This is a genomic window from Gloeomargarita sp. SRBZ-1_bins_9 (genome assembly GCA_039794565.1).
Lineage (GTDB): Bacteria > Cyanobacteriota > Cyanobacteriia > Gloeomargaritales > Gloeomargaritaceae > Gloeomargarita.
Genome location: JAUQVX010000004.1, coordinates 67,000 through 85,344 on the forward strand (window position 1 = coordinate 67,000; position 18,345 = coordinate 85,344).

Sequence of the window (18,345 nt, forward strand, 5' to 3'; positions counted from 1 at the left end):
GGGTGGCAGGAAAACGATGCGCATTTCCCTGAACTGGTTGCGGGAGCTGGTGGATTTGCCGGCGGCAGTCACGGTGGAGGAGGTGGCGGAACGGCTGACGATGGCGGGTTTTGAGGTGGAGGCGATCGAAGACCGGCGCACCTGGGCCGAAGGGGTGGTGGTGGGCCGTGTTCTACAGCGGGAACCCCATCCCCAGGCGGATAAGTTAAGTGTGTGCCAGGTGGATGTAGGGCAAGGGGAACCGCTGACGATTGTCTGCGGGGCGGCCAATGTGCGGGCGGAAGTCTATGTCCCGGTGGCCCTGGTGGGTACCTATCTCCCTGGCATTGGCCTCAAAATTGAGCGGGCGAATAAGCGGGGGGTGGAGTCGGCCGGGATGATTTGCTCCCTGGCGGAACTGGGGCTGGAAAAAAGTTCTCCCGGAATCCACATCTTCACGGAGCCAGATGTGCAGGTGGGCCAGGATGTGCGACCGCTGCTGGGATTGGATGATGTGATTTTGCAGGTGGCCTCCACGGCTAATCGGGGGGATGCCCTAAGTATGGTGGGGATAGCCCGGGAGGTGGCAGCCTTGTTTGGGGTGTCTGTACGGTTGCCGCCGGTTGCCGCTGTCTCTCCACCGGCTAGCCAAGTGCAATTGGCCATTGCTGAGGCCAACCATTGCCCGGTGTATTGGGGGACGGAGTTGACGGGGGTGCAAATTGGTCCGTCTCCTCGCTGGCTGCGGCAACGGCTGGAAAAGGCTGGGATTCGCTCCCTCAATAACGTGGTGGACATCACCAATTACGTACTGCTGGAGTGGGGCCAACCCCTCCATGCCTTCGACGCGGATGCATTGCGCCAGGGCGATAAGTCTCTAACGTTGGGGGTGCGCTTGGCCCGGGCGGGCGAAACCCTGAAAACGCTGGATGACCAACTGCGGACGTTGACGCCCCAGGCTTTGGTGATTACGGCAAATGACCGACCGGTGGCCCTGGCTGGGGTGATGGGGGGAGCAGATACAGAGGTGACGGACCAAACGGGCAATGTGATTTTGGAGGCGGCGATTTTTGACCCGGCAACGGTGCGACGCTCAGCTCGGTCGGTGGGCTTGCGCACGGAGGCCTCGGCGCGCTATGAGCGGGGGGTGAACCCGGCGGATGTGGAGTTGGCTTGGGGACGGGCGGTGGAACTGCTACAGACCTATGCCGGGGCGCAGGTGGTGGGGGTGGCTCGGTGGGACCGGCGCGAGCGGCAACCGCGGGTGATTGCACTGCGCTGGCAACGGGTCCAGGGGGTGCTGGGGGATTTGGCGGCAGGGGCGCTGACGGAAACCCAGGTGGAAAAAACCTTGACGGCGCTGGGGTTTGGTCTGGTGCGGGAAACGACGGGTTGGCGGGTGACGGTGCCCCCTCACCGCTGGCGGGATGTGGAGCAGGAGGTGGACCTGATCGAAGAGGTGGCCCGGTTGGCGGGGTATGATCAGTTCGCTAACACGTTGCCGGGGACTGCTCAGGTGGGCGGTTACCCCCCTGCTGAACAGGTGCGCCAGCGCGTGCGGGAACTGTGTCGCGGCTATGGCCTGCATGAACTGATGCACTATTCCCTGGTGAAGACGGGGGACCTGCAGCTTAGCAATCCCCTGCTGGCGGAATACAGCGCCCTGCGGCGGGATTTGTTTGAGGGGTTGCTCCAGGCTTATACCTATAACATCCAGCAGAGGAACGGGCCGCTGTGGGGCTTTGAACTGGGTCGGGTGTTTGTGCGCCAGGGGACAACGGAGCGGGAGTTTGAACAATTGGGGGCCATTTGGGGGGGGACCCGGGAACACTGGCTGCGCAAAGACCCCCTGGGCTGGTACGAGGCTAAGGGGATGGTGGAGGGCATCTTGGCGGGGCTGCGGCTGACGGTGGACTGGCAACGCTACAAGGATGACCCCCGTTTCCATCCGGGACGCACGGCGCTGCTGCAACTGGAGGGACAACCGTTGGGGGTGTTTGGGCAGGTGCATCCCCAGGTGTGTCAGGCCCAGGAGATTCCCGAGCCGGTGTATGTGCTGCTACTGGATATGGAGTGTTTGACCCCGGCGGCGCTGCAAAGGCCCTGGACCCGTTTTCAGCCCTATTCCCCCTATCCGGCGGCGGACCGGGATTTGGCCCTGTTTGCTGATAGGGAGCTACCGGTGGCGGATTTGGTGCGGGTGATGCGCCAGGCGGGGGGAGAGCTGCTCCAGCAGGTGTGGCTGTTTGATGAGTACCGGGGTGAGGGGGTGCCGCCGGGACAGCGGAGTTTGGCCTTTCGCCTGGTCTATCGGGCGCCGGACCGCACCTTGACGGATACGGAGGTGGAGGCACTCCAGGAACGGGTGCGTCAGGCGTTGCGGCAAACCTATCCGGTGACGCTGCGCAGTTGATGCGGGTGTGTATTGTCACGGGTATTTTTCCACCGGATGTGGGGGGACCGGCGACCTACGTACCGCTCATCGCCCGGGGATTGCAGGCGCTAGGGCATCAGGTGCAGGTGGTTACTAGCAGCGAACCGGAGCATTTGACCCAGCCCGAAGCCTGGGATTTTCCGGTGGTGCGTCTGAATCGGCGGGTGCCCTGGAGCGTGCGCAGTGTTTATTATCAATGGCGCTTGGCCCCCTACATTGCTGCGGCCGATGTGGTGTATGTAAACGGGTTGCTGTGGGAGGCGGCCCAGGTGTGTCGGCGCTCTGGGAAACCCTGGGTGGCTAAGGTGGTGGGGGATAGCACTTGGGAGCGGGCGGTGCGCCGGGGTTGGACCACCGTTGACCTGGAGACGTTTCAAGGGCCGCAGTTTGACCTGCGCATTCGCCTGTTTCGCCACTGGCGTAATCAAGCGCTCCGCCAGGCCCAGCGGGTGATTGTCCCAAGTCAGTACTTGGCCCGTCTGGTGCAGGGGTGGGGGGTGCCACCGGAAAAAATTACCGTGATTTACAACGCCATTACGTTGCCGGAGGTGCTCCCGCTGGTGGTCAATCCCCTGAAGACGCGCTACCGGGTGATAACGGCGGGGCGTTTGGTGCCCTGGAAAGGAGTAGATGACATCCTGACGGCTATCGCTCCCTTGCCGGAGGTGGGGCTGGTGATTGTTGGTACAGGGCCAGAGGAGGCGCGCTTAACCCAGCAGGTGCAAGCTTGGCAGTTGACTGGGCGGGTGTGGTTGGCAGGGCAAAAATCCCTACCGGAATTGCTGGCACTGATGGGAACGTGTGATCTCTTTGTATTGAATTCCACCTATGAGGGCCTGCCCCATGTGGTGCTGGAGGCGATGGCGGTGGGGGTGCCGGTGGTGGCCACAGCCGTAGGGGGGACGCCGGAGTTAATCCGAGACGGTGACAACGGTCGGTTGCTGCCCCCTGGGCGTCCGGACCTGCTGCGCCAGGTGATTTGGGAGTGTCTAACCCAGCCAGCGCAACGGGAGCACTATCGCCAAAACGCCTACAAGACCCTGACCCACTTCCAGCTCCCGACAATGGTCCAACGCTGCGCGGAACTACTGATGGCGGCGGCAACCCGGCAGGGGTACACTGGAAGGGGTCATTAGCATAGCCGGTGCGCTACAGACAGTTCCTCAAGGGGATCAAGAAGCGATTGGGTCGGAAACATCGTAGTCTGGCTGTAGCTACGCTGCAACCGGTGGCGCTAATTCTGGTCACCGCTGTTTTTGTATTCGCGTTTCTCAGTTGGCGTTTGGTTTCCTGGCAGTTGGATGCTTTTGATGCGGCCTCCTACCGGCAGGATGTGCAGCGGGTGAGCGCCGTATTACGCCGGGATGCCGATGTGATGCTGGGGTTTGTCCGGGACTATGCCACTTGGGATGAGATCTACGACTATGTCCGCGGTCAAAACGGTCAGTTTGTCGAAAAAAACTTTACACTTTCCACCCTGTCCCAACTGCATTTCCATGGCGCGGCCATCGTGGGTGAGACGGGACGGGTCTGGACGGCATTCACCTGGGATGACCAGGGCCGTAGGCAACCTTTGCCGCCAACCGTTTTGCAGTGGCTGGTGCAGGAGGCTCGACGTGGCGCTCACCGACCGGCAGCCCATTATTTTTTGTGGCTGGGGCAGCGGCCTGTGGCTATTGCGGCGGCGCCGGTTACCGACACCCAAAATCAAAAGTCGGGTCAGGCGCGGTTTTATCTGCTGCGTTATTTGGATGGTCCCTACCATGCCCTCATTCAACAGCTCACGGCCACATCTTTTGTTTTTACAGGGGAAACGGGGTTGCAGGTCGTGCGCCGGGGCGAAATGTGGATGGTCCATCAAAGGATGGCGCCGGGGATGGAGATTTGTGTCCAGGGGAAGACGCGCCTAGCTGGACAGCGACAGTTGATGGGTTGGCTGTTCCTGCTCAATGGGGGATTGCTGGTGCTGGTGTGTTTGGGGGGCACCTACTGGGTGTGGCAAAAACGGGTTTTGCGGCGGTTGAGTTTATTTGCCGACCGGGCGGTGGCCGCGCGGGAAACCCAGGATGTGCATATCCGCTGGCCGGTGCAAGGGGAGGACGAGTTGGACCACCTGGCCAGGGCGCTCAATCAATTGCAAGCCACCTTGGCCCGGCACCAGGCTGAACTCCAACAGTTGGTCTACTACGACAGCCTAACGGGGTTAGCCAATCGGCGTTTTTTATTGGACTATCTCAACCAACTACCGGCCAGCCCCAGCGTCCATGCCCTGATGCTGCTGGATTTGGACCATTTCAAGAAAGTGAACGATGCCAACGGCCACCTGCGGGGGGATGAGTTGCTTGTGGAGGTGGGAAACCGGCTGCGGCAAACTATGCCAGCGGAAGCCTTGGTGGCCCGTTTGGGGGGAGATGAGTTTGTCGTGGTTTTGCCCGAGGTGGCCCCTGAGACGACCACAGCCGCCACCATCGCCCGGCAAATCGCCCAGACCATCCTAGAGACGCTGGCGAAACCGTTTTTTTGCCCCTACGGCGAGTACGGTCTCACCGCCAGTATTGGCATCACCCTTTTTCGGACGCCGCTGGAGGATGTATACACCCTGTTGCAGCAGGCGGATGCCGCGATGTACCGCAGTAAGGCCACCGGTCGTAACCGGTCTTCCCTGTTTCATCCCCAGTTGCAGGTGCACATCCAGCGCCGCGCCCATCTGGAACAGGACCTGTCAGCTGCCCTGGAAAAGGGGCAATTGACCATCCACTACCAGCCCCAGGTGACCGACGACCACCGGTTGTGGGGGGTTGAGGCCCTGGTGCGCTGGCGGCATCCCCATCAGGGCTGGGTCCCACCGGCTGCGTTCATCCCGGTGGCCGAGGACAATGGTTTGATGGTTCCCCTAGGCAATTGGGTACTCACAGCGGCCTGCACCCAATTGGCACGCTGGGCGGATCACCCCGTCCTAAGCCAAGGGGATATGGCGGTCAATGTCAGCGCCCGACAGGTCCACCAGCCGGATTTTGTCCCCCAGCTGCTGACCATCCTGGAGCATACCGGCGCCAATCCCCACCGACTGGTCCTGGAGTTGACTGAGACGGTGATGCTGGAGGACCTGGACCGGGTGGGCCAGAAACTTAAGCAGCTGCGGGCGGCGGGGGTGCGCTTGGCCCTTGATGACTTTGGCCTGGGGTACTCCGCCTTGCGCTATTTGAAACGCCTGCCTTTAAGCCAACTTAAAATTGACCGCCTTTTTGTGCGCCATGTGCTGGAGAACCCCCATGACCAGGCGATTGTCCGCATGATCCTGGCCCTGGGGGAAACCCTGCATTTGGATGTACTCGCCGAGGGCGTTGAACAAGAGGGCCAGCGGGATTTCCTGGTCGCGCAGGGGTGTCGGATTTACCAGGGGTATTTATTTGCTCCGCCCTTGCCGGTGGAGGAGCTGGAGACCTGGGTGGCGCAACGTGCCATGATGGGAAAGGGGGTGGAGCAGTGACCGGTGCAGCTCAGGCAAGTCATTATCACCTACAAGGCCCACGACCCGGAAAGTAAGCAGTGGGCTATCCGCTGTGAGCAGGAGTTGAGGGCGCAGGGGGTGCGGGTGTTGTTAGGCCCCAGTGGCCCCAAGGACAACCCCTATCCGGTCTTTCTGGCCTCGGCCAATCAGGGCATTGATTTGGCGTTGGTACTGGGGGGCGATGGCACGGCGTTGGGGGCGGCACGACACTTGGCCAGCGAAGGCATCCCCATCCTGGCGGTCAATATTGGGGGGCGCTTGGGGTTTCTGACGGAACCGGCGGAGGTGTTGCGCAACACGCAAGCAGTCTGGGAACGCCTGCGGGCAGACCAGTACGCCGTCCAGAAACGTATGATGGTCCAGGCGCAACTGTTTGAGGGCAACGCACGACCAGGCCAACCGGCTAGCGAGGTGTTCTGGGCCTTGAACGAAATGGCCGTTAAACCCGCCAGCGTGGACCGGCTGCCGACCTGCGTGCTGGAGGTGGAAATTGACGGCGAACTGGTGGACCAGTACCAGGGGGATGGTTTGATCGTGGCGACGCCCACCGGTTCAACGTCCTACACCTTGTCGGCGGGGGGGTCCATCCTCCACCCCGGTATGGAAGCGTTAGCGGTGGTCCCCATCTGTCCCTTGAGCCTTTCCAGCCGCCCCCTGATCCTGCCGCCGGCTTTCGTGGTGAGCATTTGGCCGTTGCAGGACCGGGACCTGAACACCAAGTTGTGGATGGATGGAGTTTTGGCCACCAGCATTTGGCCGGGCCAACGGGTGGATGTGCGCCGGGCGCCACGGGATGCCCACTTCATCATCCTCCAGGAAAACTACTCCTACTACCGCATCCTGCGGGAAAAGTTGCAGTGGGCCGGTGCCCTGGTCCCCTATCCCAACAACCACCGGGTGACCTCATAGCCGAGTCAGCTGCCCCAGTTGCTGTCGTTCGGCGGGGGTGAGTTCGCGCCAGCATCCCGGCGGCAAATCCCCGAGCTGCAACGGTCCAATGGCCACCCGCACCAACCGCAACGTGGGATACCCCACCGCCGCCGTCATCCGCCGCACCTGGCGATTGCGCCCCTCCCGCAGGGTGATTTGCAACCAACTGGTTGGAATGGCCCGCCGAAACCGAATCGGGGGGTCCCGGGGCGGCAGGGTCGGTTCCTGGGCCAGGAAGACCACCTCGGCCGGACGGGTGCGGTAACCCCGGATGACCACCCCCTGGCGCAACTGCTCCAGCACCGCCGGCGTCGGGATGCCCTCCACCTGGACCCAGTAGGTGCGGGGGTGACCGTAGCGGGGGTCGGTCAGGCGATGTTGCAGACGGCCATCGTTGGTAAGCAGCAGCAGCCCTTCACTGTCGTAGTCCAACCGCCCCACCGGATAGACCTCCGGAATCGGAATAAAATCCTTGAGCGTCCGGCGGCCTTGGTCATCCCGAAACTGGCACAACACCCGGTAAGGCTTGTGAAACAGGAGATAACGATACGCCATGCACTACAACTCAGTGATCTTGCCCAGGAGTACAGCCCGTTGCGCCCCCGTAACCGCCGGGATATTGGTCGGACGACCGTCAATCCGTTCCGCCGCTAGAATGGCAAACGCCAGGGCCTCTTTACTGTCGGGGTCAATGCCGTAAATGCTGCTAGAGTGGATTGGGATGGGGGCAAACAAATCTTGCAAATGCTGCAGCAAAACCGGGTTATGCACCCCCCCACCGCTAACGATGACTTCCGTTACCTCCTGCTGGGGACGCACCCAGCGCCGGTACTGGGCAACAATGGCCGCCGCCGTGAAGTAGGTCACCGTTGCGAACAGGTCATACCAGGACTGGGGCGAGCCGGGGTTGACGTAGTTCACCAGCTCCTGCACAAACCCAGCGCCAAACTGTTCCCGCCCGGCCGATTTGGGGGGTGGTTGCGCCAGAAACGGATGGGCCATCAGGTGATCCAACCAAGCCTGTCGCAGCTGTCCCTGCTTCGCCCACTGCCCATCCCGGTCGCAGCGCTGTTGTCCCCGGGTAAACAGGGCCGCCAACTCATCCAACACCATATTGGCCGGGCCGCAGTCAAAAGCCAAGTGGGCCTGCCCTGCCACCACCAGGGTGCAATTGGCAATTCCCCCCAAATTCAACGCCAACACCGGTCGTTGCAGGTGCCCCAACAGCCGGGCATCCACATAGGGCACCAAGGGCGCGCCACATCCCCCCACCGCCACATCGTGGATACGAAAATCCGACACCACCGGACAGCCGAACCGCGCCGCCAGGAAAGCCGGTTCCCCCAGTTGCAACGTCACCCGCTGGTGCTCGTGATAGACCGTCTGGCCGTGACTGCCGATCAAATGCACCTCGGTGGGGAAATCCGCCAACACCTGGGCCAACGCCTCCGCAAAGGCCTCCCCAATCTGCCGGTGCCAGTGGGCAATTTGCGCCAGATTCCCGGATGACTGCAGCAACGCCCAGCGCAGAGATGGGGGATAGGGCACCGTACGGGCCGTCAACCAACGACACTGCCAGGGTTGCCGGTGGATTTCACACAAACACACATCAATACCATCCATGGACGTCCCCGACAGCAAACCCGCCACGATGCGTTTGTCCAGCCTTTGCACATCAGCCAATCGCCACATCCCCGATTACCCGGCGCAAATGGCCCTGGGCCGCCGCCAGTAATTGTTGGGCCTCGGCAAAACCCACCTGCCGATGATGCATCACCACCGCCGTTTTCACCTGTCCTTGGGCCTGCACCAGCAATTGGTAGGCCGCCTCCCGCTCCAACCCCGTCAAATACTGCACAAACCGCGTCCCCCGATCCCACAACTTTTGGTTGGTCGCCCGCAAATCCACCATCAGATTGCCGTAGACCTTACCCAGCTTCACCATCACCGCCGTGCTGAGCATATTGAGCACCAATTTGGTGGCCGTTCCCGCCTTCAGGCGCGTCGAACCGGTGAGAATTTCCGGCCCAACCGGTAAAACAATCGCCTGGTCCACCCTCACCCATTGCGCCCCCTCGGGATTGCAGGTGATGAAAATTGTAGGACTGCCCAAGGCCTGGGCGTACTCCAAACCCGCCAGCACGTAGGGCGTTGTAGAACCGGCAGCGATCCCACACAGCACATCGCCCTGGCGGAAGCCCCGCGCCTGTATGTCCCGGATGGCCTGCTCCCGGTCGTCTTCTGCCCCCTCCACCGCCTGTTTAAGCGCCCGGTCCCCCCCGGCAATAATCCCCTGGACCATCTCCGGGTCGGTGGAAAACGTGGGGGGACATTCAGCCGCATCCAGAACCCCCAAACGTCCGCTGGTGCCCGCCCCCAGGTAAAACAGGCGATGTCCCTGGGCCAACTGCTGCCCGATGATCTCCACCGCCCGGGCAATGGACGGAATGGCCCGTTCCACCACCAAGGGCACCTGCTGGTCTGCCCGGTTCATCAGACGCAGCATGTCCTCAACCGAACATCGGTCCAGATAGGTGCTCTCCGGATGCCGCTGCTCCGTCAACAAATGCCCCCGGTCAACCATAGGCCCCTGGTTGCTCGCCGCCATCCCTTTATGATAGGGGTGAAGGGTTGCGGTTGCCGGATGCCCCCGATTAATTTGGTTTGGTTTCGCCGGGATTTGCGCCTGGGGGATAACGAAATCGTGTGGCGGGGCAGCCAGGGCCTAATCCTCCCTTTTTTCGTCATTGACCCCTGGTTTTACCGGCAACCGGAAATCAGCGCCCATCGCGTGCAGTTTTTGTGGGAATCCCTGGCGGATTTAGACTGGCAACTGCGACAGCGGGGCAGTCAGCTTTATATCTTTTTGGGCCCCAGCATAGCCGTGATCCAGACCTTGACCCAGGAACTGTTGACCCAGGGGTACATACCCCACCTATGGTTCAACCGGGACATCCAGGTGACCTACGGACTAGAACGGGACCGGGCCATTGTGCAGTTCTACCGCGAACGTCATTTGCCCATTACGGAAGGCACCAACTTTTTCCTGAACCCCAACGGTCACGGGGACGATTGGCTGGAGAAGTACTACGCCTACCAAAACCAACCCCTGTATCCCACGCCCGAACGGTTGACGACCCCCCCGCTCACCCTGACCACCCCCCAAATCCCCCTAGCGGATATTGCCAAAACGTTCAACCTCCCCTGTGCACCCAACCCCTGGTTCAAGGGCGGTGCATCCCAAGCGCAAGCCACCCTGCAATCTTTTTTAGAGCGGCGCTTTTGGGGCTATCACTGGAAACTTTCTCGTCCCTGGTTAGCCCAGCAGGGGGCCACCTCCCACCTCTCGCCCCATTTGACCTTCGGCACGATTAGCAACCGCCAGGTGTACCAGGCCGTGCAGCAAAAACGCCGCGCCTACCCCGACCATCACCGGGCCGTTTTATCCCTGCGGGCCTTTCGAGACCGGTTACGCTGGCGCGATGCCGCTAGTCAACGCCTCTACGACAACCCCCAGTTGGTCCATCGCAATCTCTACCCCGAATTCGACGACTGGTACACCGACGCCCCCCTATCGCCCGAGAAACAGGAGCTGTTTTGGCGCTGGCAACAAGGGTTGACCGGTTTTCCCCTGGTGGATGCCAGCATGCGCCAATTGCGGCACATGGGGTGGATGAACTTTCGCATGCGGGCTATGTGCGCCACCTTTTTGACCATCAACTGCGGCATTTCTTGGCACCACGGCGCCCGCCACTACATGCAGTATTTAATCGACGGGGACCTGGCGATTGACCACTGGCAATGGCAAAGCCAAGCGGGGATTACCAACCCCTTAGCGCCCGGTTTTCGCATCTACAACCCCGAACGCAACGCCCGCGAGCGGGATGAAAACTGGCAATTTATCCACTACTGGGTGCCGGAGCTGCGCGCCATTGGTCCGGACGATTGGGGTAAAGTTTCCCTGGCCCATTACCCCCCACCCATGCTGGACTGGGCGCAAACCCGACAACACCATGGCGCCATCATCCAGGGCATCCGCGCCCGTATCCGCCAACGCCTGTATCGCGAACAGGGACCCGAACTCACCCGCGCCCAACAGACCCAAACCGCCATCCAACGCTATCACCAGCGCTGGCAACGCTATTACCAACAGGCCGCCGGCGTGCAGCAGTTGTCCCTGGATTGGGGTCCTTGGCCGGAATAGGGGGCGCGCTAGGATGGGGGTTCAGTCCATGGTGACCCTGCAACTGCGGCAATTAGCAATTCCCCCGGGTCAATGGCTGGTGATTCACGGGTTGGACTGGGCAGAATTGGAAGCCATCTTGACCGAGCTAGGGGAAAAGCGCCGGAGCCGCATTGCCTACCGCGATGGCGTGCTGGAGATACGCATGCCCTTACCGGAAGGCGACATCATCAAATTATGGCCAGTTTCACAGGCAGCTTAGCCAGCAGCACCAGCGCCGGGACAATGGCAAAACCACCCCGCCGGTCAAGAGACCCACCAACAGCAACCAGCAGTAGGGACAAACCGGGGGCACATAAGGGGCGGCCAAGTCCGGTTCGGGGGGACGCCGCCGGATCATCAAGACCGCCGCCACCAGCATCACCACCGCAAACAACGTCATCTGTAACGCATCGGTGACCCAGGGCAACGCCGCCAGACGCGCTCCCCCATAGGCCCCCACCATCGTCGCCAGGCCACCTGCCCCCGGCGTAGATAAGGAACCGCCCCCAGCAGGCTCACCGCACCCACCACCACCAGGGTCATGGGGACAGCCGTTTTCGGTGGAATGCCAACACCGAACCACCGTCCCCCAACAACCCCAAACTCAGGCCGATGAGCACCGCCAGGGCATAACCCCCTAGGACTGCCATGTTTGGCCCACCCGCTGGTTATAGGGCAACTTGGCCAAGAGCATCCCCAGGGCGCAGGTATTGGTCACGCCGGCGAATACCAGCCCCGCCCCCACAAACCCGCTCAGCAGCAGGAACCAAGGCGAGACCGTCGCCCCCAGGATCGTCCCCAGCAACACCAGAGACCCGGCCACAATTTGCACCTGCCGGAACAGGCTAATCGGCGCTTTCGGATTGCGCTCCACCGGATAACCGGCGTCCTTCCAGGCCAAGATACCCCCTTGCAGATGGGTCACCTGCTCGCACCCGGCGGCCAACAGTTGCTGCGCTGCCCGATAGGAACGGTTCCCCGACTGGCAGTACAACACCAGAACCTTGTCCTCCGGGCACTTAATTTCTGCCGGGTTGAGCTTGGACAGGGGATGACAGACCGCTCCCGGAATCCGCTCTCCTGCGTACTCCGCCGGTTCTCGCACATCCACCAGCCATACCCGTCCGGCCTCCCACTCCGCCTTCAGCGTCGCCGGGTCCCAGCACCGCAACCCAGGCAACGTCGTTTGCGCTTGAGTCATCGCTTTCCTCCTCCTTGGCGCGGTTACACCGTCACTAGACCGCAGCGTTCGTTCGCCGGCACCGCTTCAGCAATCTTCTTCGGATCCGGCAGGTTCAGGCTGTTCATGATGGCAATAAACTCATCCCGAGACTTGCCGGCCAACCGCGGGTTCCAGCGCTTTTCCTCCCCAATGGTCGAAACCGTATGACCCCGGTAGTCATGCCCCGGATACACCAGCGTTTCATCCGGCAAGGTAAACAGCCGCTGGGTAATGGAATCATAGAGCTGACCAGGGTTGCCGCTTTGGAAATCCGTCCGGCCACAACCCCGGATAAACAAGGAATCCCCCGTCAACAGGTGCGTGCCGTTGACCAGATAGGCCATGTGACTGTCCGTATGCCCCAGGGTAGCAATCGCCTGAATCGAGACCTTCCCCACCTGGAGCACCTCACCATCGGCAATGAACCGGTCGGCGCACTCCGCCTTGGCCCCCACCGGCATCACCGTCTGACACCCGGTGACCTCCCGCAGCTTGCCGGCACCAGTAATATGGTCGGCATGGACGTGGGTCTCCAGGGCATAGCGCAGGGTCAGCCCTAACTCCCGCAACAACTGCACATCCCGCTCCACCTGCTCCAGGACCGAATCTACTAGCGCCGCCTCCTTCGTCTCCGGATCGGCAATCAGATAGCTGTAGGTCCAGGTCTCCCGGTCGTATAACTGCCGAAATAGCATCACTCTTGCCCTCCTATGTGGCACCACTAGTTTTTAGTGTATAACCATATAATAATTTATACAAGCGACAAGTGGGTTATGCTGGGATTAAGGCAGTGATGGCGGGACAGTGTATGGCGACAATGTCAGTGGCCGTGCTCGAGCAGGTGGCGGACTACTTTAAGGTTCTGTCGGAGGTCAGCCGGTTGCAAGTGCTGTGTACCCTTAAAGACGGCCCCAAAAACGTCACCGAAATCATGGCGGCGACGGGGTTAGGCCAGGCCAACGTCTCCAAGCACCTAAAAATTCTCACCCAGGCGGGGATGGTGCAGCGGCAGCCCCAGGGGGTGCAGGTGTACTACCAAATCAGCGACCCCATCATCCTGCCCATGTGCGAGCTGGTGTGTCAGGGGTTGCAGAACCGGTTGCAGGCCCAACTGCAGACCTTTGAAGCTACGCGGACCTAGGGCGTAGGCAGCACCCAGGTATTGGCCACATTCATGGTCCGTTCCAAGCCCTGTTGTTGTATGAGATCCACCACGCGCACCACTTCCCCTAGCAAACGGGGCAGCAGGGCCTCCTGTTCCGGCGGGAAAGGTGCCAGCACGTAATGGGCGCTGTCTCCCCCCAGCGGACGACCGATGCCGATGCGCAGGCGGGGAAATTCCTGAGTACCCAAGTGAGCGATGATGGACTTGATCCCGTTGTGACCGCCGGCCGACCCCTGGGCCCGCAACCGCAGCCGACCAAAGGGCAAATCCAAGTCGTCATAAATCACCAGAATTTCCCGAGGGGTGAACTGAAACCAGCGACAAACGGCGTGGACCGCTAACCCCGACTGGTTCATATAGGTACTGGGCTTGAGCAGCAGAACCTCCGGCCCCTCGGCTATCCAGCCATGCCACTGGCTTTTTTCCCGCCAGGTGACTCCCCAGTGGTGCGCCAGGGCTTCTACTGCCCGAAACCCCACATTGTGCCGTGTGCGCTCGTACCTGGCCCCCGGATTCCCCAACCCCACCACCAAACGCAAGGGGGTCATCGCTAGCCGGTAGCCGGCGGTGAACTGGGAGTTGCACAGGTCATCCCTTCACAGGCTGCCACCTCCGGCGCCAGGGGCATTTGGGGCTGGTCGTACTGCCGCAACAGCGCTCCAAAATCATCGGATTTCCGCCGGCGCAACACCGCCTGCATCAATTCCTCGTAACGGTCCTTGCTGATGGGTTCAAAGGGCAGTCGCGGAAAGGTTTGCAGGGCGTCGAAGCGGGCCAGGAGCGCTGCGCTGATATAGCCTTCATCCTGGTGAATGGCCCGGTAAATCCGCTCGGCCAGCGGCTCAATCTCCTGCTCGCGAAACTCAATCGTGGCCGAGGTGTTGTGGGTGGTGTAGTGACGCTGCACGTTCATGTAGAAATCAAATTGGGCCAGGGCGCTGAACCGGCTGATGTCCACCCCCGCCTCGTCGGCAATATCCGCCCAGGAGACCGCCACCGGAATTTCCACCAGCCATTCCCTGCAGCGGGGGTCAAAGGGGTCATTGAGCAATTGCCCCTGATCATCCTTATCCGCCTGTCCCGGCACCACGCTGTAGCCGTAGTCCATGCAGGCCAAGGCCACCGGGTCATTTTTGGCAAAGGTAATGCGGCGGATATAACGCTGGGCCTTGGGGGGATGCCAACCCGGGGAGGCATTGGTTAGCAAGCTTTTGGTTCCTGCCGGTTGCACCGTTGTACAGCGATTGGGCCGCCGCAGGCCATGCCGGTCGCAGTAATCCCACACCACCCGGTGGACCACCCCTTGCCAAAAGGTCAAGTAGTCCGCTTCTTTCTGGCGAAACCTCACCCCCAAATCGTCATCCGGTCGGCCGGCAGCCCACCACTGCAGCCACACTTTGCCAAAGGCATGCACAAAGAAATCAAACAGCCCCGTAAACGACACGCCGACGATGGGGTCAATTGCCCTAGAGTACTGAAATCGGGGTTCCACAAACCGGTGATGCAACAAGGCGGCCACCGTCAATGCCCCCGCCGTAAAGGCCTTTTCCTGCTCCTCCAAGTTGTGGGGATCAATTTGGTTCAGGTGAATTTCCGCCAGGTTACAGTGAAAGTCGGCGCCGATGATTTCCCCGCAGGGATTTAGCCCATAACGACTCATGCGGTGGTCTAGTTCCGCCTCTAGGGTCCTGTCTGTCAGGTTCAGGAAACGTTCCGGGGCTTGGGTCATCGTTGTTCGTTCAGCGCTCAACGTAGGACATGATACCACTCTCGCTCCCCCAGCCATTTTAGCTATGATGAAATCATCAGGGATGTGAACGAAGGCCGGGTAACCAGGATGACAACCCTGAGGATTGTACTCAGCGACCAGGTACTGGAACCGGAGGTGATTTGTCAAAGTTGTCCCCTGGCGAGTCAGATGGGAACGCCGCGCTGGTCGGGAGGACGCCTAGGCTGTGGTCATCCAGCACAACGCACCGAAGCGCAAGAGCCGCTGGCCTTTGAATGTGTCATGGGATTTCGTGTTGTTGCCCTCCGCTCCTGAATTACCATAGTCACCAGCGCCACGGAGTGCCGACCTATGCCTAACTACAGTGCCGCGACCGACGCCTACCAGGGGGAATTCCGCCGTCTGCAGGGGTTATTGCCCATGGAGATGCGGGGCTGGGTGACGGTGGTGCCCAGTACAGCTATGAACCCCCCAGTGATCACCAGCGAAGAGGTGGACAAAGACCAGGTGGAAATCCAAATCGATCCGGTGCGGTGGGAGCAACTGGCCATTGACCAGCGCAATTTGCTCTTCTGGCATGAGGTGGCCCGTATCCAGAGCGATACCTTGCCTAAGGAGGGCTGGGAGATGGCGGCCCTGGCCATTGGTTTGGGGGGTACCGTCGGGGAACTGTGGGTGCAGGATACCCTACTGCTGCTTTTATCCCTGGGGCTAACGGGGTTTGCCGGGTATCGGCTGTGGCGGCGGCACCAGAAACAAAACGCCCTCAAGTGGGCTATCCAGGCCGATGAACGGGCTATTCAACTGGCGACCCAACACGGTTACACCCTGCCAGCGGCCTACAAGAGCCTGGGAAGCGCCCTGAAACTCCTGGCAGAACAAACCCCCAACAAGAACTTACGTCGGCGTTACGAAGCACGATTGGATGCCCTGAAACGGAGCGCCCAGCGGGCTAAACAAGCTAGTCAGGGCCGTTCCCGGGCCTAACTGCCGGGATTGCCTTGACAACCCCCTATAATAGGATTGAGCAGACCCACGGGACTGGGTAATGCTTTTGCCTATAAGAAAGTTGTTTTTGTTGCTGCTTTATTATGCCACGGATTTTAGTGATTGATGATGATGCCGCCATTACAGAATTGGTGAAGGTGAATCTGGAATTGGCGGGTTATGATGTTAGCGAAGCCAATGATGGGGTCAAGGGACAGGCCCTGGCGATTCAGTTAATGCCGGATTTAATCATGCTGGATTTGATGTTGCCGCGGGTGGATGGGTTGACCCTATGCCAGCGGCTGCGGCGGGATGAACGGACCAGTCACATTCCCATCTTGATGCTGACCGCCCTGAGCCAGACCCAGGACAAGGTGGAGGGCTTTAACGCCGGCGCCGACGATTACCTAACCAAACCGTTTGAGGTGCAGGAGATGCTGGCGCGGGTGCGGGCCTTATTGCGGCGCGCCGACCGGATTCCTCAGGCGGCCCACGGTGAAATTCTCAGCTACGGCCCTTTGACCTTGATCCCGGAGCGGTTTGAGGCGATTTGGTTTGACAAGACGATCAAGCTGACCCATTTGGAATTCGACCTACTGCATTGTTTATTGCAACGCCACGGGCAAACGGTGTCACCCAGCGACATCCTCAGGGAGGTGTGGGGGTACGACCCGGACGATGACATTGAGACCATCCGGGTACATGTACGGCATTTGCGCACCAAGCTAGAGCCGGACCCCCGCCATCCCAAGTACATCAAAACGGTCTACGGGGCGGGTTATTGCCTGGAACTGCCACCTACGGATGGTAAACTGCCCACGGGCCGGCCGGAGACCACAGCATCTCCGCCCCAAACCTGATAGGATAGGGATTATGGCGACGGAAACGGTCACGCCGACGTGCTACCGGGAGAGCATTCAGGGTGCGCGCCGCTGGAGCAATTACTGGTGGGCAACAGTGACCGGTCTGGGGGGGCTCGGATTTGTGCTGGCGGGAATTTCCAGTTATACCCACGTGAATTTGCTACCCTTTGCCGACCCGACCCAGTTGTTATTTATTCCCCAGGGGATCGTGATGGGGGCCTACGGGGTGGCGGGTCTGCTGTTGAGCGGCTTTTTGTGGCTGTTGATTCTCTGGGACGTGGGGGGCGGCTACAACGAATTTGATAAGGAAAAGCAGCGGGTGACGATTTTCCGCTGGGGCTGGCCGGGAAAAAACCGGCGGGTGGAATTGACCTATGACCTGGGGGAGGTGCAAGCGATCCGGGTGGCGGTTAGGGATAATTTCCTTAATCCCCGGCGGGCGTTGTATCTGCGGCTGCGGGGCAAGCGGGATATTCCCCTGACCCAGGTGGGGCGACCGATGGCCCTGGCGGAACTGGAGGAGCGGGCGGCCCGGTTGGCCCGGTTTTTGGGGGTGCCGGTGGAGGGCTTGTGATGGGGCGCGTGTGGCTGTTGGCTTTTGTGCTATTGTGGCTGATGGGTTGCCAGGCTAACGCCGACAGCCCGACTCTCCCCCAACAACCGTCGGAGCCGGTAGCGATGACCTCTACCAACTGCAACATTCCCCCGGAGCTGGTGCAACCATTGCGGGGTTATCCCTGCTTGAACGGTAAGGCCACGGTCGAGCTGGTGGTAAACGGCCAGAGCATTCTCCTGGAGGTGAATGGGGAGGACGCGCCCATTACGGCGGGGAATTTTGTGGATTTGGTGCAGCGGGGTTTTTACGACAATTTGACGTTTCACCGGGTGGTGCGGGAACCGCAGCCATTTGTGGTGCAGGGGGGGGACCCCAAAGGCAATGGCACGGGTGGGTTTGTGGACCCCCAGACCAAGCGGGAACGGGTCATTCCCCTAGAAATCAAACCGGAGGGGGCGACCCAGGCGCTTTATGGGCGTACCTTCCCGGAGCAGAATATTCGCCAGGCGCCCAAGTTGCGTCACCGGCGGGGAGCAGTGGCCATGGCCCGTTCCCCAAACCCGAATTCCGCTTCGTCCCAGTTCTACATCACGCTGGCGGAGACGAGCTTTTTAGATGGGAACTATGCGGTCTTTGGTTATGTGACCAAGGGGATGGAGGTGGTGGACCAGATTCAGCAGGGGGACCGAATCACCCGGGCGCGGGTGGTGCAGGGGGCGGAAAACTTGACCACGGTGCAGTGAG

At 60.7% G+C, this 18,345-nt stretch carries 20 protein-coding genes; 12 read left to right on the plus strand and 8 right to left on the minus strand.

The annotated features are described in order from the left end of the window. Positions 1-16: 16 nt before the first annotated feature. Genes pheT through Q6L55_05670 form a run of 4 tightly spaced genes read left to right on the plus strand, consistent with a single transcriptional unit; the run spans position 17 to position 6,833 of the window. Entirely contained in the window at positions 17-2,392 is a 2,376-nt protein-coding gene (pheT, locus tag Q6L55_05655) for a phenylalanine--tRNA ligase subunit beta (GenBank protein ID MEN9258199.1), read from the plus strand. After that, positions 2,392-3,549, plus strand: coding sequence for a glycosyltransferase family 4 protein (locus tag Q6L55_05660; protein ID MEN9258200.1), 1,158 nt, complete (start codon positions 2,392-2,394; stop codon positions 3,547-3,549). The genes pheT and Q6L55_05660 overlap by 1 nt, the downstream gene beginning before the upstream one ends. A gap of 8 nt (positions 3,550-3,557) precedes the next feature. Next, a complete protein-coding gene (locus Q6L55_05665) occupies positions 3,558-5,903 on the plus strand; it encodes an EAL domain-containing protein (protein ID MEN9258201.1) in 2,346 nt (781 codons plus the stop codon). Between the two features lie 3 nt (positions 5,904-5,906). Next, complete coding sequence (locus Q6L55_05670) at positions 5,907-6,833, plus strand: NAD(+) kinase (protein ID MEN9258202.1); 927 nt, start codon at positions 5,907-5,909, stop codon at positions 6,831-6,833. On the opposite strand, the gene Q6L55_05675 is transcribed toward Q6L55_05670, so the two are convergent. From Q6L55_05675 to murQ, 3 genes are read right to left on the minus strand one after another with little or no spacing between them, the layout of a single operon-like run. Then, complete coding sequence (locus tag Q6L55_05675) at positions 6,828-7,409, minus strand: pseudouridine synthase (GenBank protein MEN9258203.1); 582 nt, start codon at positions 7,407-7,409, stop codon at positions 6,828-6,830. The genes Q6L55_05670 and Q6L55_05675 overlap by 6 nt on opposite strands. 3 nt (positions 7,410-7,412) lie before the next feature. Further along, on the minus strand, positions 7,413-8,546 hold the full coding sequence (locus Q6L55_05680) for an anhydro-N-acetylmuramic acid kinase (GenBank protein MEN9258204.1): 1,134 nt from the start codon (positions 8,544-8,546) through the stop codon (positions 7,413-7,415). Then, positions 8,530-9,438 carry an N-acetylmuramic acid 6-phosphate etherase gene (gene murQ / locus Q6L55_05685; protein MEN9258205.1) on the minus strand — a complete coding sequence of 303 codons (909 nt, stop codon included), beginning with the start codon at positions 9,436-9,438 and terminating at the stop codon, positions 8,530-8,532. Before murQ ends, Q6L55_05680 begins: the two co-directional genes overlap by 17 nt. A gap of 60 nt (positions 9,439-9,498) precedes the next feature. On the opposite strand from murQ, the gene Q6L55_05690 reads away from it, so the two are divergent. Together Q6L55_05690 and Q6L55_05695 are read left to right on the plus strand one after the other, a co-directional pair. Next, positions 9,499-11,058, plus strand: coding sequence for an FAD-binding domain-containing protein (locus tag Q6L55_05690; protein MEN9258206.1), 1,560 nt, complete (start codon positions 9,499-9,501; stop codon positions 11,056-11,058). A 28-nt stretch (positions 11,059-11,086) separates the two neighbouring features. Beyond that, a complete protein-coding gene (locus tag Q6L55_05695; protein MEN9258207.1) occupies positions 11,087-11,299 on the plus strand; it encodes a hypothetical protein in 213 nt (70 codons plus the stop codon). Here the strand turns inward: Q6L55_05695 and Q6L55_05700 are convergent. From Q6L55_05700 to Q6L55_05710, 3 genes are all read right to left on the minus strand, one after another. Then, positions 11,285-11,542, minus strand: coding sequence for a hypothetical protein (locus Q6L55_05700; protein MEN9258208.1), 258 nt, complete (start codon positions 11,540-11,542; stop codon positions 11,285-11,287). The genes Q6L55_05695 and Q6L55_05700 overlap by 15 nt on opposite strands. Before the next feature lie 174 nt (positions 11,543-11,716). Beyond that, positions 11,717-12,280 carry a rhodanese-like domain-containing protein gene (locus Q6L55_05705; GenBank protein ID MEN9258209.1) on the minus strand — a complete coding sequence of 188 codons (564 nt, stop codon included), beginning with the start codon at positions 12,278-12,280 and terminating at the stop codon, positions 11,717-11,719. A 23-nt stretch (positions 12,281-12,303) separates the two neighbouring features. Further along, entirely contained in the window at positions 12,304-12,996 is a 693-nt protein-coding gene (locus Q6L55_05710; protein MEN9258210.1) for an MBL fold metallo-hydrolase, read from the minus strand. 113 nt (positions 12,997-13,109) lie between these two features. Between Q6L55_05710 and Q6L55_05715 the strand changes: the two genes are divergently transcribed. Next, positions 13,110-13,442 carry a metalloregulator ArsR/SmtB family transcription factor gene (locus Q6L55_05715; protein ID MEN9258211.1) on the plus strand — a complete coding sequence of 111 codons (333 nt, stop codon included), beginning with the start codon at positions 13,110-13,112 and terminating at the stop codon, positions 13,440-13,442. Here the strand turns inward: Q6L55_05715 and pth are convergent. Both pth and nrdJ read right to left on the minus strand, forming a co-directional pair. Then, positions 13,439-14,014, minus strand: a complete 576-nt coding sequence (pth, locus tag Q6L55_05720; protein ID MEN9258212.1) for an aminoacyl-tRNA hydrolase — start codon at positions 14,012-14,014, stop codon at positions 13,439-13,441. The two genes, Q6L55_05715 and pth, sit on opposite strands and share 4 nt — an antisense overlap. 2 nt (positions 14,015-14,016) lie before the next feature. Next, on the minus strand, positions 14,017-15,195 hold the full coding sequence (gene nrdJ / locus Q6L55_05725) for a ribonucleoside-triphosphate reductase, adenosylcobalamin-dependent (protein ID MEN9258213.1): 1,179 nt from the start codon (positions 15,193-15,195) through the stop codon (positions 14,017-14,019). 108 nt (positions 15,196-15,303) lie between these two features. Here nrdJ and Q6L55_05730 point away from each other — a divergent pair, with 108 nt between their 5' ends. From Q6L55_05730 to Q6L55_05750, 5 genes are all read left to right on the plus strand, one after another. Continuing rightward, positions 15,304-15,510, plus strand: coding sequence for a hypothetical protein (locus Q6L55_05730; protein MEN9258214.1), 207 nt, complete (start codon positions 15,304-15,306; stop codon positions 15,508-15,510). Between the two features lie 36 nt (positions 15,511-15,546). Next, positions 15,547-16,182 (plus strand): DUF3318 domain-containing protein, encoded by a 636-nt coding sequence (locus Q6L55_05735; GenBank protein ID MEN9258215.1) that lies wholly within the window; start codon positions 15,547-15,549, stop codon positions 16,180-16,182. 104 nt (positions 16,183-16,286) lie between these two features. Further along, positions 16,287-17,042 (plus strand): response regulator transcription factor, encoded by a 756-nt coding sequence (locus Q6L55_05740; GenBank protein ID MEN9258216.1) that lies wholly within the window; start codon positions 16,287-16,289, stop codon positions 17,040-17,042. A gap of 13 nt (positions 17,043-17,055) precedes the next feature. Then, entirely contained in the window at positions 17,056-17,619 is a 564-nt protein-coding gene (locus Q6L55_05745) for a photosystem I assembly protein Ycf4 (GenBank protein MEN9258217.1), read from the plus strand. Further along, the gene (locus Q6L55_05750) at positions 17,619-18,344 is read left to right on the plus strand and encodes a peptidylprolyl isomerase (GenBank protein ID MEN9258218.1); all 726 of its coding nucleotides are present in this window, start codon (positions 17,619-17,621) and stop codon (positions 18,342-18,344) included. Before Q6L55_05745 ends, Q6L55_05750 begins: the two co-directional genes overlap by 1 nt. Position 18,345: the final 1 nt, after the last annotated feature.